13 protein-coding genes are annotated in these 12,861 nt (G+C 46.1%); 3 read left to right on the top strand and 10 right to left on the bottom strand.

Features of this window, described 5'->3' with window-relative positions:
• Positions 1-2 precede the first annotated feature (2 nt).
• The 3 genes from moaA to G5A70_RS00255 are packed head-to-tail and all read right to left on the bottom strand — an operon-like array spanning position 3 to position 2,498.
• The gene (moaA, locus tag G5A70_RS00265; protein WP_173747129.1) at positions 3-968 is read right to left on the bottom strand and encodes a GTP 3',8-cyclase MoaA; all 966 of its coding nucleotides are present in this window, start codon (positions 966-968) and stop codon (positions 3-5) included.
• Complete coding sequence (gene moaC, locus G5A70_RS00260; RefSeq protein ID WP_173747128.1) at positions 969-1,463, bottom strand: cyclic pyranopterin monophosphate synthase MoaC; 495 nt, start codon at positions 1,461-1,463, stop codon at positions 969-971.
• Complete coding sequence (locus tag G5A70_RS00255) at positions 1,464-2,498, bottom strand: molybdopterin-binding protein (RefSeq protein WP_173747127.1); 1,035 nt, start codon at positions 2,496-2,498, stop codon at positions 1,464-1,466. It abuts the gene before it with no gap.
• A 185-nt stretch (positions 2,499-2,683) separates the two neighbouring features.
• Between G5A70_RS00255 and ilvB the strand changes: the two genes are divergently transcribed.
• Together ilvB and ilvN are read left to right on the top strand one after the other, a co-directional pair.
• Positions 2,684-4,402 carry a biosynthetic-type acetolactate synthase large subunit gene (gene ilvB / locus G5A70_RS00250; protein WP_173747126.1) on the top strand — a complete coding sequence of 573 codons (1,719 nt, stop codon included), beginning with the start codon at positions 2,684-2,686 and terminating at the stop codon, positions 4,400-4,402.
• A gap of 11 nt (positions 4,403-4,413) precedes the next feature.
• The gene (gene ilvN, locus G5A70_RS00245) at positions 4,414-4,923 is read left to right on the top strand and encodes an acetolactate synthase small subunit (protein ID WP_173747125.1); all 510 of its coding nucleotides are present in this window, start codon (positions 4,414-4,416) and stop codon (positions 4,921-4,923) included.
• 77 nt (positions 4,924-5,000) lie between these two features.
• Here the strand turns inward: ilvN and G5A70_RS00240 are convergent, their stop codons facing one another.
• On the bottom strand, positions 5,001-5,141 hold the full coding sequence (locus G5A70_RS00240) for a hypothetical protein (protein WP_173747124.1): 141 nt from the start codon (positions 5,139-5,141) through the stop codon (positions 5,001-5,003).
• A 129-nt stretch (positions 5,142-5,270) separates the two neighbouring features.
• Between G5A70_RS00240 and G5A70_RS00235 the strand changes: the two genes are divergently transcribed.
• Positions 5,271-6,122, top strand: a complete 852-nt coding sequence (locus G5A70_RS00235; protein ID WP_173747123.1) for an AraC family transcriptional regulator — start codon at positions 5,271-5,273, stop codon at positions 6,120-6,122.
• Between the two features lie 5 nt (positions 6,123-6,127).
• Here the strand turns inward: G5A70_RS00235 and G5A70_RS00230 are convergent, their stop codons facing one another.
• The 6 genes from G5A70_RS00230 to G5A70_RS00205 all read right to left on the bottom strand — a co-directional run bounded on the left by G5A70_RS00230 (position 6,128) and on the right by G5A70_RS00205 (position 12,797).
• A complete protein-coding gene (locus G5A70_RS00230; protein ID WP_173747122.1) occupies positions 6,128-8,038 on the bottom strand; it encodes an FtsX-like permease family protein in 1,911 nt (636 codons plus the stop codon).
• On the bottom strand, positions 8,035-8,790 hold the full coding sequence (locus G5A70_RS00225) for an ABC transporter ATP-binding protein (RefSeq protein WP_173747121.1): 756 nt from the start codon (positions 8,788-8,790) through the stop codon (positions 8,035-8,037). Before G5A70_RS00225 ends, G5A70_RS00230 begins: the two co-directional genes overlap by 4 nt.
• 118 nt (positions 8,791-8,908) lie before the next feature.
• Positions 8,909-9,904 (bottom strand): sensor histidine kinase, encoded by a 996-nt coding sequence (locus tag G5A70_RS00220; RefSeq protein ID WP_173747120.1) that lies wholly within the window; start codon positions 9,902-9,904, stop codon positions 8,909-8,911.
• Positions 9,901-10,572: a response regulator transcription factor gene (locus tag G5A70_RS00215; protein WP_173747119.1), complete on the bottom strand. Its 672-nt coding sequence runs from the start codon at positions 10,570-10,572 to the stop codon at positions 9,901-9,903. The genes G5A70_RS00220 and G5A70_RS00215 overlap by 4 nt, the downstream gene beginning before the upstream one ends.
• Before the next feature lie 95 nt (positions 10,573-10,667).
• Positions 10,668-12,086, bottom strand: a complete 1,419-nt coding sequence (locus G5A70_RS00210; protein ID WP_173747118.1) for a sensor histidine kinase — start codon at positions 12,084-12,086, stop codon at positions 10,668-10,670.
• Positions 12,087-12,089: 3 nt separating this feature from the next.
• Positions 12,090-12,797: a response regulator transcription factor gene (locus tag G5A70_RS00205; RefSeq protein ID WP_173747117.1), complete on the bottom strand. Its 708-nt coding sequence runs from the start codon at positions 12,795-12,797 to the stop codon at positions 12,090-12,092.
• Between the last annotated feature and the right edge of the window lie 64 nt (positions 12,798-12,861).

Here is a 12,861-nt window from a genome sequence, read left to right as displayed (position 1 = left end):
TTCTATCCTCCTATTTTCCACATATCCCGCTGCTCTGTTATCTGTTCCGTATGTGCAAAACAATGCCTCTGGGGCTTCTTTTCAACAGCACTTCTAAGCAGTTCTCTGATTTCCTCACGATTTCCTGCTCTTACTGCCTCTTTCAGAGAAAAATTTTCCTCATAGCAAAGGCAGGGCTTTACCTTTCCCTCCGCCGTCATGCGCAGGCGGTTACAGCCTGCACAGAAATTATCATGTATGGCGCTGATAAAGCCCACACTTCCCTGAAAACCGGGAAAACGGTAATACACTGCCGGGCCGTTTCCGTGAGAACGGCCGTCCGGTTCTGCCTTTCCGAAAGATGCCTGCATCTCTTCCAACAGCAAAATATTGGAAACTCCCTCTGTTTCCTTATCTTTTCCCAGAGGCATTTTTTCAATAAATCGCACATCTATTCTGCGGTTTTTAGCCAATAGCGCCAGTTCTTTCCAATCCTTTCCGTTCTCCCAGGGCAGCAGTACCGTGTTGGTTTTTAAAGGCACCGGGAATCGGCTCATCGTATCCAGTCCTTCAAGGACCTGTGCAAGCTTGTCAAAGCCCGTGATTTTCCTGTATGTTTCCTCATTCAAGGTATCCAGACTCACATTCACTCCATCAATCCCAGCCTGATAAAGCGCCTCGGCGAAAGGAGCCAGAAGTACACCGTTGGTTGTCAGGGTCACCTTTTCCATTCCGGGAATTTCTTTCAGTTTCCGGATAAGTTCCACACAGCCGGGACGCAGAAGAGGTTCTCCTCCGGTAATCTTTATTTTTCGGATACCCATCCGGGCGCCGCAGACACAGATGTCCAGAATTTCCTCCAGACTTAAAAGTTCTTTCCGGGGCAGAAAGCAGGGCATTTCCGGCATACAGTACCTGCACCTTAAATTGCAGCGGTCTGTAATGGAAATCCGCATATAATCCACTGTTCTTCCGTAGCTGTCCTTCACTTACTGCTCCCCGCTTTCCATCTGCCTCTGGTATATCCCGCTTTTTCCCCCGGTTTTCTTTTCCAGACAGATATTTCCGATTTCCATACTTTTATCCACCGCCTTACACATATCGTAAATGGTAAGCAGCGCAGTGCTCACTCCGGTCAAAGCTTCCATCTCCACTCCAGTCTTTCCCACAGTACGCACGGTACACACCGCTTTTACTGCGCATTCCTGCTCCAAAAGGAAAAACTCCAATTCTACCTTGGAAAGATTCAGCACATGGCAGAGAGGAATCAGTTCTGAAGTCTTCTTCGCCCCCATGATTCCGGCAATTCTGGCCACACCCAGCACGTCTCCTTTTCCCATTCCACCTTCTGCAAGTTTCAAAAAGCATGCTCTGCTCATAGTAATGGTTCCCGCGGCAATGGCTTCTCTGACCGTTTGCTTTTTCTCGCTGACGTCTACCATAACCGCCTCGCCCCGGTTGTTAAAATGCGTAAACTCTCCCATTTAAACTCCTTTCCCAAATCCGCAGTTCGGATAGGTACACTGGGGACAGGACAGACACAGACCGCCTTCCCCTGCCCGGATAAAATCTTCCTCTGTGAGCATTTCTCCTGCCAGAAGCCGCGGCAGAACCAAATCGAAAATCGTTCTTTTCGCATACATGACACAGCCAGGCAGTCCCAGAACGGGAATCTTCCTATCCCCATGCTCATAATAAGCCAGCAGGAACATAGCGCCCGGCAGCATGGGTGCTCCGTAAGTCACAATCCTGGCCCCTGTATTTTTAATAGCCAGAGGCGTCCGGTCGTCCGGGTCCACACTCATGCCTCCTGTGCAGATAACCATTTCCACGCCTTTTTCTATCATTTCTTCAATGGCTTTTGTAATCACAACATGGTCGTCTCCGCTTAATACATGCTCTGTCATCTGCACCTGATACTCTGCCAGTTTTTCCTCAATGACCGGGGTAAAGGTATCGGAAATTCTGTTTTTCAGCACCTCGCTTCCCGTAGTAACCACTCCTGCGGTTTTATACCGGTAAGGCAAAATCTGAAAAATCGGTTCTTCCCCTGTAGCCTGCCTGGCTGCCTCCATTTTTTCTTTTTCGATTACCAGGGGAATAATTCTGGTACCTGCAATTTTATCCCCTTTTTTCACCGGAAAATTGCCGTGGCGGCTGGCAATCATCATCTGGCCCATCCCATTGATTTTGTGCAGGGTTTCTCTTTGTATCTTCAGAACGCCGTCCATGTCGGCAATGAGTTCTATTTTTCCTTCCTTAACTTCACTTCCGTGCATATGCTCGCCCTTGCAAATGCGGTACAGGATTTCTGCCGCTTCGTTCTCATGCAGCATATGCTCATTATTTTCCCATATATAAATATGCTCTTTTCCCACACTTAAAAGAACGGGAATGTCCTCCTTCTGAATCACATGGCCTTTGCGAAACACAGCGTCTTTGGTAACGCCTTTGATAATCTGCGTAATATCATGGCATAAAATCTGTCCTACTGCGTCTTCTGTACGCATTAATTTCATAATAATATGCTCTCCCTTCTATCTGAACAAAAATAGTTTGTTTTCTCTATCTTTCTATTTTAATGCATCTTGCCCGTTCTGTCTATCTCCCTTCCCATTTTCTGTTGACAAACCCTTTCCCCCATTCTATAATGATTTATAACTTTTACGCTGTAATATCGTAAAATACAGGGAGGGATTGCATTATGAAACAAATTTCAGGAAACCGACTGTTGGTAAAAGCCCTGAAAGAAGAAGGGGTGGACGTTTTATTCGGCTATCCCGGGGCGTGTACCATTGACATCAGCGACGAGCTTTACAAACAGAACAATCTGGACATCATACTTCCCCGGCATGAGCAGGCTCTGGTTCACGAGGCAGACGCCTATGCCAGAACCACAGGAAAGGTTGGGGTCTGTCTGGTGACCAGCGGTCCCGGCGCTACCAATCTGGTGACAGGTCTTGCCACAGCCAACTATGACAGCGTACCTCTCGTATGCTTTACCGGACAGGTGGCACGTCATCTCATTGGAAACGACGCTTTTCAGGAGGTAGATATTGTGGGTATCACCCGCAGCATTACCAAATACGGCGTCACCGTACGCAGGCGGGAAGACCTGGGACGAATTATCAAAGAAGCCTTCTATATTGCACGCACAGGAAGACCCGGCCCTGTGCTCATTGACTTACCAAAAGACGTGATGGCTGAGCTTGGCAGCCCCGAATATCCCAAAACTGTCAACATTCGGGGATACAAACCCAATTCCGGTATCCATGTGGGGCAGCTGAAAAAGGCGCTGAAGCTTCTCCAAAAAGCCAAAAAACCTCTGTTTCTGGCAGGGGGCGGTGTCAACATTGCAGGAGCCGGAGAAGTTTTCACCAAAGTGGCTGAGCAAACCCAGGTTCCTGTGGTAACGACCATTATGGGCAGAGGCGCTATTTCCACCAACCATCCGCTGTTTATTGGAAATCTGGGCATGCACGGCGCTTATGCTGCCAATATGGCTGTCAATAACTGCGATTTGCTGTTTTCCATTGGTACTCGCTTTAACGACCGTATCACCGGAAAACTCCACGAATTTGCTCCCCATGCGCAGATTGTCCACATTGATATTGATACGGCTTCTATTTCCAGAAATATCCATGTAGATATCCCTATTGTGGCAGATGCCAAAGAAGCCCTGCTTAAGATGGATGCTTATGTAGAGCCCTGCAGCACGGGCAAATGGCTGAAGGAAATCCATGCATGGCAGGAAGAACACCCGCTTACCATGAAGAAGCGGGCGCTGATGGGGCCTCTGGATATTCTTCAGGAAATCAACCGCCAGTTTGACAAAGCCATTCTGGTCACAGACGTGGGCCAGCACCAGATGCTGGTAACCCAGTACGCAGAGATTACAGAAAAGAAAAAACTGATTATGTCCGGAGGCCTTGGCACTATGGGCTATGGACTTCCCGGTGCCATTGGGGCAAAAATCGGCAATCCCGATACGCCTGTCATTGCCGTTTCCGGCGACGGCGGCATGCAGATGAATATTCAGGAACTGGCTACCGCAGTTCTGGAAGAACTTCCGGTCATTCTCTGTATTTTCAATAACGAATATCTGGGCATGGTACGCCAGTGGCAGAAGCTGTTCTACGGCAAACGGTATTCTATGACAAACCTGCGGGCCGGCGCTCTCTCCCGCCGCACAGACGGAGAAGAACTGCCGCCTTATACCCCGGATTTTGTCAAACTGGCTCAAAGCTATGGGGCTGACGGCATTCGTGTTACGAAAAAAGAAGAAATCGCCCCTGCCTTTGAGCGGGCTAAGACCCACGCCAAGACGCCTACGGTGATTGAATTTATCCTCGACCCGGAGGAAATGGTTTACCCGATGATTAAACCCGGCGGCACTCTGGCCGATATGATTATGGATTGTTAGGAGGCGGGACTATGGAAAAAGGAATGAAAAAAAGATGGATTTCCCTCTATGTGGAAAATCAGGTAGGGGTACTTTCCAAAATTTCCGGACTGTTCTCCGGAAAATGCTACAATCTGGACAGTCTCACGGTAGGAACCACGGAAGACCCTACGGTTTCCCGTATGACCATTGCAACCGTCAGTGATGACGAAACCTTTGAGCAGATAAAAAAGCAGTTAAACCGCATGGTGGAGGTTATCAAAGTCATTGATTTTACGGATATTTTTATCCGCATGAAGGAAATTCTCTATGTGAAAGTCAGAGATTGCTCTCTGGAGGAAAAAATCGAGTTGTTTCAGATTGCGGAAACCTTTAAAGGACGTGTCATTGACCGTGGAAAAGACAGCCTGCTTCTGGAATTTGTCCAGACCGCTGCCAAAAATGATGCGGTTGTCAAGCTGTTTAAAGAAGAATTTAAAAATATCGAAGTGGTACGGGGCGGAAGCGTGGGAATTGAATCCATCAGCATGATGGAACACTGATTCTCCCCCCTATTCCAAAAAGCCCGCGAAGCTGCAGTCTTTCCTGTTTCTTCGCGGGCTTTTCTTTTTTATGCATCTTAGTATCTTCCGTAAAGTCTTCCTGTCCATGCAGCGTCAATGGCTGCGAAAGCTTTTCCGTTTTTCTCAATGTATCTTTCCAGGCGCTGTCCAAATGTCATTTTTTTTGTATCTATATTGTTCTGATTTAATTTCTTCATAATAATTTCTCCTCTTTTTGAAATAAGTGTTTTCCTTGTTTACAACCATATGTTATCATAGACTATAGAATTATTTTAGATAATATATTGACTGTTTTTAGGTCAATATTGACATTTAGGAGGTTTTTTATGAAGACTGCGTTTTACAGACATCTGGATGACCTGGAGGGAAAAAATATCTCCATCCGCTATCAGACCAACCGTGGTTCTTATTTCCCAGCCCACTGGCATCCTGCCGTTGAACTGCTCTATATCCTGAACGGCACTGCGGAAATCACCATAAGCGGCAAAAAATACACCCTGGTGGCAGGGGAATTTATTGTTACGGATTCCAACCAGATACATGAATCCCGCTGCGCTCTTGCTTATACGGAAATCTGTGTGCACATTTCCAGGGCATTTCTGGAATCCTATATGGAGCAGGGTATCCTTCCCCATCTGGTGTGCAGCAGAGAAACCCTTACCCACAAAGACCTTCCCTGGTTTCTGGAAATCTGTGACCTTTTCAAGCAGCTGGTTCCCCTTTACATCACCCAGCCCCCTGCCATGAACCTGGCCTGTGAAGCCATTGTCATGCAGATTCTGTTTAAACTGGTAAACCATTTCTCTGTTTCCATTCCTGCAGAGGAAGTACCTGCCGCCGGAAATCAGGAACGACTAAAGGAGATTCTGCTCTATGTGGAAGAACACTACAGCCACAGCATTTCTCTGGAGGAAATTTCTGCTCATTTTGGTCTCAACCGGGAATATTTCTGCCGTTTTTTCAAAAAGAATGTGGGGCTCAACTTTTCCCGGCATGTAAATCTGGTCCGGCTTTCTCACATTCATTTTGAACTGCTTACCACCAATGACCCCATTATGGAAATCATTGACCGGAACGGATTTACCAATTATAAGCTGTTTCATAAGCTCTTTCGTGAGATTTATGGCTGTACGCCCCGTGATTTGCGGACGTCGAAATCTGCAGGGGCGGAAAATTAAAACTGCTACAAAAACAGCCTCTTTCTGGCTGTCCGCACAGACAACAGGCAGATTCCGCTAAACAGCACCAAAACAATGCCTGCACTCCACAGATTTACCAGCAGCAACTCTTCCTTCATGACATTTCCCAGCGCATGTATGGAAAACCAGGAGGTGACAACCATGAGCACGAAGGGACAGTAGTAGGTAAAACAGATTTCATTCCGTACAGACTTTTTCAATACCTTTGTCTGAATTCCCATTTTTTCCAATACCCTGTACCGCTCTTTGTCCTCGTAAACTTCATTGCCCGTCTTTAAGAAAATAATACTTCCTGCTGCCAGTACCAGCGTCACAAACATAAACTGGCACAGAGAATACATAATCCGAATCCAACCGTCCTGCTTAGACTGTGCCTGGGAATAGTTGACACCGGTTGTATACTGGCCGTTTTCATCCTGCGTAACCAGGGATTGAAGATAAGCCTTTGACGCTTCTATGTTTTCGGGGTTTTTCAACCTGTAATTATACAGATAGCTTTTCACCCCAAGTCCCTCCAATTCTTCAAACGTCTTATCACTGACCACATAGATATCTGCTGAGCTTTGCAGAGCTCCCAGATAAGGGGTCTTGTCCACGGTAAGAACCTCATACATTTTCTCTCCTATCTGCTGTTTTTCATCTCCAACCGAACTGCCCGCAAGGCTCATAAGAATTTCGTGGTCCAGGTTAATCACCTGGGTGTCCTTCAGTTCTTTGTAGGGAAAGGAAAGCCCTGCCGCTTTGGCCGCGGACTTTACCTGGGAATAAGATACCACACCGTACATCGTTTGATTGTATTTTGAATGCATGGTTTTGGAATCCAGAATTACCAGTTCATAAGTATTCCAGCATTCCAGTTCATTTTCCTGTTGGATACCCCTGGCAATTTCTTCCCCGTCTTTTGGCTGTGTGCTTACCACCTGACAGGTATAAACCCGGTCAAAGGCATGTATTTTCTCATACCGCTGCTTCATGGCAATGGAAAAGGCCAGCACAGTCACAGAACAGATCATCAGTACAGTCACCATGGCATACGTTCTGTAATTCTTTTTCATGCGGAAAGCCAGACTGTTCACCCAGAGATTTCTCTCTTTTTTATACAGATACTTTTTATTGCCTGTCAGCTTTCTCAAAAGTGCAGGGATAAGACCGGAAAACAGCAAATACACGCCTGCAATCACCAGAATTACCGCTGCCAGAGCATTATTCAGAGCCTGCATACCATTGGTATCCCAGGCCAGATAATAGCCTGCTCCCAGAATACCCAGACCTGCCAGAATGCGCAGAAAGGTCAGAATCCCCTTTTCCGGACGGATTTCTTTCTGCTTCGCACCGGAAAGCAGATTCAGCACACTGCTGGTTGCCAGGGTGTGATAACTCTTTAACGTCATCAGTCCGTATACACCGCCAAACATAGCTGCTGTCACCAGTACCGGCGAAAGACTGAAAGAAAATTTTACATCCACACTGATATCCGACAGCTTCAAAAGCAGCATCTGAAACAGCTTGGAAAACAACACTCCGGTTACAATTCCCGAAACCAGGGAAACCAACCCGATAAATACAGCTTCCAGCACATACATTTTTCCGATACGCTGATTATCCAACCCCATAAAGATGTAAATACCGATTTCTTTTTTCCTCTGATTTAAAAACACATTGGACGCATACCAGATAAAGAAGAATAAAAATACGGCAAATACAACAGACGCGGCCTTTACAATCATATCAATGTAATCCTTTTTATAATCCATGAGTACGTCCATGGAATCCGAATACAGCACATTTTGAAAATTAAAAAAGATAAACACAGAAAAGGCCAGGGAAACAATGAGCATACCATAATTTCTTACACTTCGCTTAAAGTTCGAAAAAGAAAGCTTGAAAAGACTCATTCCTGCTCACCTCCCATGGCAGCCAGCATGGACATGATTTCCTCGTAAAACGCCTTTCTGCTTTCCCCGTGGTTTAAGCGGCTGTGAATTTTTCCGTCTTTGAGAAAATACACCTGTCTTGCATAGCTGGCTGTGTAGCCGTCATGGGTAACCATTAAAATCGTAGCCTTCTCCTCTTCATTAGCCGCCTTCAGACAGCACAGCAAATCCCGGCTGGATTTGGAATCCAAGGCTCCGGTGGGCTCATCCGCAAACAAAATCCGGGGTTCCGTAATCAAAGCTCTGGCGCTGGCCGCCCTCTGCTTCTGTCCTCCGGAAAGCTGATAGGGATATTTCCGCAGATGGCTTTCCAATCCAAAGGCGCACGCTCTCTGCTGTACCTTCCGGATAATCTCTCCGCTTTTCGCCCCGTTTAGAGATAAAGGCAGCGCAATATTATCCTGCAAAGTCATATTATCCAGCAGATTATACTCCTGAAAGATAAACCCGATTTTATCTCTTCGGATAAGAGAAAGCTGCTTGTTGGACAATTTTGTAATGTCCTTTCCTTCCAGAAGAATTTCTCCCTTTGTGGGCTTATCCAGTGTGGACAAAAGATTTAAAAGCGTGGTTTTCCCTGCGCCGCTGGGACCCATAATGGCAATGAAATCACCTTCAAAAATATCCATACTGATATCCTGCAGTACAGGTGTTTCATATCCCTTTCGTCCATAATTCTTATACAGATTTCTGATTTCCAATATTTTATTCATGTTCTATTACCTCCCTGTCTGCTTTTATCTTAGCAGACAGGATTCTAAAAATCCTTTCATTCCGGCAACACTTTCCCTTCCAGACTTTCATTTTTGTTAGAAATCCGCTTTTTGCTGCTTAAGGCAGTAGCAAATGGTCGGAGGTATCCTGAAAATACAGCGAAAAACAGGTTCCCTCCCCTTCCCTGGACGAAACCTCTATGGAAATGCAAAGCAGCTGTGCAATGCTTTTCGCAAAAGCAAGCCCCATTCCGGTAGAATGATAGTCGCCCTTTCTGAGTATTTTTCCCACATACCCTTTTTCAAAAATATAGGGCAAATCTTCCGAAGAAATACCGATTCCCTTATCTTCCACCGTAAAAATCACACCTTTTTCTTCCCTTTTTGCACGAAAGGAAAGTTTGGGCTCGTCTTTCCTGTATTTCACTGCGTTTCCAACGAGCTGGTTCAATAAATACACCAGCCACCGTCTGTCGCTGTATACCGAAATCCCCTGCAAATCCAATTCCAGTTCAAACTGATACTGAATCAGGAAATACGACTGATTTTTCACAGCCTCCTTTACCACGCTTTCCAGTGTAAGCTTTTCCATGCGCACATCGTGCTGGGGCTGCTGCAGCTTGCTTCCTGTAAGTACGGTGTGAATCAGCCCTTCCAGCCGCATAATACAGTCCTGCATATCTCTTTTCAGGCCTGTATCCTGATTTCTCTGATTCATGAGTTTTAAGGAGGTCAAAGGCAGCTTGGCCTCATGGGACCAGCGTGCAATATAATCCGAAAGCTCGCCCAGACGCCTGGTGTATTCCGCCGCCTCTTTTTGCTGCTCCTCCTGTATTTTGCAGACATACCCATACAGTTCCTCTCCCAGAATTTTCTTTTCCTCCTCTGCCAAAAAGGCCTCCTGATTCTGAAAATAATTTTTCAGCTTCCTCCATTTCTGATAATCCCGGATAAGCCAGCACACTCCGAAAAAGCAAAGCAACAGATTCAGATACAGGATATCCTCTCCCTGCAGCGCAGGAACACACAAGAAAATAAGATAGCCGTTTACAAATCCCCAGAGTCCTCCAATCATCAGAAAGACCTCTGCTCTGTGGCAAAAATATGCTTTCATTCCAGATAATACCCCTTTCCCTTTCTGGTATGGATACAGGAAACTCCGTCTGCGCACTCAGCAATCTTCGCCCTGAGCCTGGATACCAAAACAGTCAAAGAAGCGTCTGTTACATACTCATCTGTACTCCACAAATGCTGCATCAGTTCTTCCCGTTCCACCACACGCCCTTTGTTTTCTGCCAGAATCCCCAGAATCCGGTTTTCCGATTTCGTCATCTCAATAGTCCTGCCCTTGTAAAGCAAAACTCCCTGGTTCCTGTCATACACCAGATGTTCTCCCAGATATTCCCGGTCTGCCTGCGTATATTCATACGCTCTCCGAAGAAGCGCACGGATTTTCACCAGCAGAAGTTCCGTATCAAAAGGCTTTTCCACATAATCATCTCCCCCGGAAACCATAGCCATGACCTTGTCTGCATTCTGATCCCGGCTGGACAAAAACAAAATGGGAACTCTGGAAAAGCTGCGAATTTTGCTGCACCAGTAAAATCCGTCATAATACGGAAGGTTAATATCCATGAGCACCAGGTCACAGCCGCTTTTTTCGCACTGCTTATCCACTTCCTGAAATTCTTCCAGGTACACGGCCTCAAATCCCCATTTCTCACAAAGTCTGCAGATTTCTCCGGCCAGTGTGAAATCATCTTCTACAATCAAAATCTTCATACGGAAAATCTCCTGTTCTATATTCTGTCTCCTATCTTACACGTTTTTCTCTCTTCTTCCTACCCTTTGGAGCAATCTTGCAAAAATGTTAGAATTCATGATTCTTTTTCGGGAAGAAGGGGCAGGAAAATTTCTGCCCGAAATCCTCCCTGGGGTGCATGGGAAAGTTCTACCCTTCCTCCGTGTGCCTGGGCAATCTGCCGGACAATCAAAAGCCCCAGGCCGTGGCTCTGCTCTTTCACCTGACTGTCACACACCATATAATGAGGCTTCTTCTGAATCGCGGACAAAACTTCCTCTGTGACACCCACTCCGTCATCCGAGACTGCAAGACAGCACATTTCCTGGATTTGCTTCACTTCCAGAGTAATGATACAGCCCTTTGGATTGTGCACCTGGGCATTGCATATCAGGTTGGAAACTGCCCGCTTTAGAAGTTCCTCATCTCCCCGGATAAAAACTGCCGACACTTGCTCTTTTGTGGCCCACTCCACAGGATATTTATCCTCTCCATCCAGATTCAGAAAATCCACTGCCATTTTTCTTAAAAATGCCACTGCGTTGATTTTGCCGGAATGGAGAGGCTGTACCTGATATTCCAGTTTGGATGCCAGGTTTAAATCATTTATCAGATTTTTCATGCGCAGGCTCTGAAGCCGTATGACATGGGCTTTTCTTTTGTTTTCTTTTGAAAGTTCCTCATCTTCCTCCAACTGTCCCGCATACCCCATAACCATAGACAGCGGGGTGCGGATATCATGGGAAACTCCTGCAATCCAGTTGGCCCTGGCGGTTTCCTTCTTCTTTAGCACATATTCCTGGGAACGAAGCTGCCCTGCCGCCTGGTTAATGGACACGGCTATCTGGGAAAGCAGCCCGGTTTCCTTTACATAGACCTGATGATTTTCCGGCAGCTGACGGATTCCCTCTATAATAGGCTTAACTGCCTTTAAAACACCAGAGACGGAAACTGCATATACCAAAATAACAAACAACAGATTTCCTGCACAAAACAGTAAAAGAAATGTGGGAAATCTGGCGATTATCTGGTAATCAAACATAGGGGACATATGTTTCCAATATGCATTCTTTGGATACCCTATCAGCAGTACATCGGCTCCCTTCCCTACACTGACTGTAGGATAATCTTTTACATATCCCCGTACCGCCGAAGCCATTTCCGCGTAAGTGTATGCATCGGGAATCTCTTGCGGAAGGTTTGCACTGCTCCAGACAACCTTTCCGCTGCCATTTTCTATAAGCTGTACCCAGGCTCCCGCTTCCTTTAGAAGCTGAAGGCCGTTTTCAGAAAGAACATAGTTCTCCCCTTCCTGCTGCAATTCTGCAGATATCATTTCCGCCCTGCTCCACGGTCCTTTTTCTCCATTCAAAATGCTGTTCTGGTTTTTCGAAATGTAAGCAATCCAAAGCCCCACATTCAGCACAATTCCAAATACCAGGGAAAGAACCAGGATTCCGAAAAATCTCCGGATAAGTTTCAGTACACTGTTCATCTCCTACTCCTTTACTTTCAGCTTATATCCCAGCCCTTTTATCGTAATCAAAGAAACGGGTTTTGAGGGGTTTTCCTCTATTTTCTCCCGAATCCGGCGAATGTGGGCCATCAGGGAATTTTCATAGCCAAAAGGATTGTCTCCCCATACGGCTTCACAAAGCATATCAATGGTTACGATTCTTCCCGCATTGCGGGCCAGCACCTGCAAAAGCGCGTATTCCTTTGCAGTAAGAGCAATCCGATGCTCGCCTTTCACCACTTCCGCCCGCTGAAAATCAAGAGCACAGGCAGCAAGACGAAGTAAATCCTCTTTTTCTTCTTCCTTATAACATCTCCGCAAAATACCGGTCATGCGAAGAAGCAATTCTTTTGGAAGAAAGGGTTTGACCAGATAATCATCTGCCCCCAGCCCCAGTCCCCGAAACCTGTCCTCATCTTCTCCTCTGGCACTCAGAAACAGCACCGGAATGTCTGAAAACGCCCTGGCTGCTTCCAAAAATTCAAATCCATCTCCGTCCGGCAGCATAACATCTAAAAGCACCAGTTCCGGTTTCCATTCCTTCCATGCCGCCATAGCTTCCCTTACCGTCCCGGCCGTTCTTGTATTCAAATATCCTTCATGAGCCAAAATCCCCTGTACCATATACAAAATTTCCTGTTCATCATCCACCAGCAATATTTTTTTCTTCTTTAGATAATCCTGTTTCATGGCTTTCTCCTTTTCTTATTTCTTTCTAAAATTATAGCACGGCTTTGCTTTTGCAACAGACCAT

The organism is Blautia hansenii (assembly GCF_013304445.1).
GTDB lineage: Bacteria > Bacillota > Clostridia > Lachnospirales > Lachnospiraceae > Blautia.
Note: the sequence above shows the minus strand (reverse complement) of the source record. Positions and strands in the feature narration are given on the sequence as shown.

Bases quoted from the DNA above. Each gene is read 5' to 3' on its own strand.
- moaC (WP_173747128.1), bottom strand. From the start codon at position 1,463: ATGGGAGAGTTTACGCATTTTAACAACCGGGGCGAGGCGGTTATGGTA.
- G5A70_RS00255 (WP_173747127.1), bottom strand. From the start codon at position 2,498: ATGAAATTAATGCGTACAGAAGACGCAGTAGGACAGATTTTATGCCAT.
- ilvB (WP_173747126.1), top strand. From the start codon at position 2,684: ATGAAACAAATTTCAGGAAACCGACTGTTGGTAAAAGCCCTGAAAGAA.
- ilvN (WP_173747125.1), top strand. From the start codon at position 4,414: ATGGAAAAAGGAATGAAAAAAAGATGGATTTCCCTCTATGTGGAAAAT.
- G5A70_RS00240 (WP_173747124.1), bottom strand. From the start codon at position 5,141: ATGAAGAAATTAAATCAGAACAATATAGATACAAAAAAAATGACATTT.
- G5A70_RS00235 (WP_173747123.1), top strand. From the start codon at position 5,271: ATGAAGACTGCGTTTTACAGACATCTGGATGACCTGGAGGGAAAAAAT.
- G5A70_RS00230 (WP_173747122.1), bottom strand. From the start codon at position 8,038: ATGAGTCTTTTCAAGCTTTCTTTTTCGAACTTTAAGCGAAGTGTAAGA.
- G5A70_RS00225 (WP_173747121.1), bottom strand. From the start codon at position 8,790: ATGAATAAAATATTGGAAATCAGAAATCTGTATAAGAATTATGGACGA.
- G5A70_RS00220 (WP_173747120.1), bottom strand. From the start codon at position 9,904: ATGAAAGCATATTTTTGCCACAGAGCAGAGGTCTTTCTGATGATTGGA.
- G5A70_RS00215 (WP_173747119.1), bottom strand. From the start codon at position 10,572: ATGAAGATTTTGATTGTAGAAGATGATTTCACACTGGCCGGAGAAATC.
- G5A70_RS00210 (WP_173747118.1), bottom strand. From the start codon at position 12,086: ATGAACAGTGTACTGAAACTTATCCGGAGATTTTTCGGAATCCTGGTT.
- G5A70_RS00205 (WP_173747117.1), bottom strand. From the start codon at position 12,797: ATGAAACAGGATTATCTAAAGAAGAAAAAAATATTGCTGGTGGATGAT.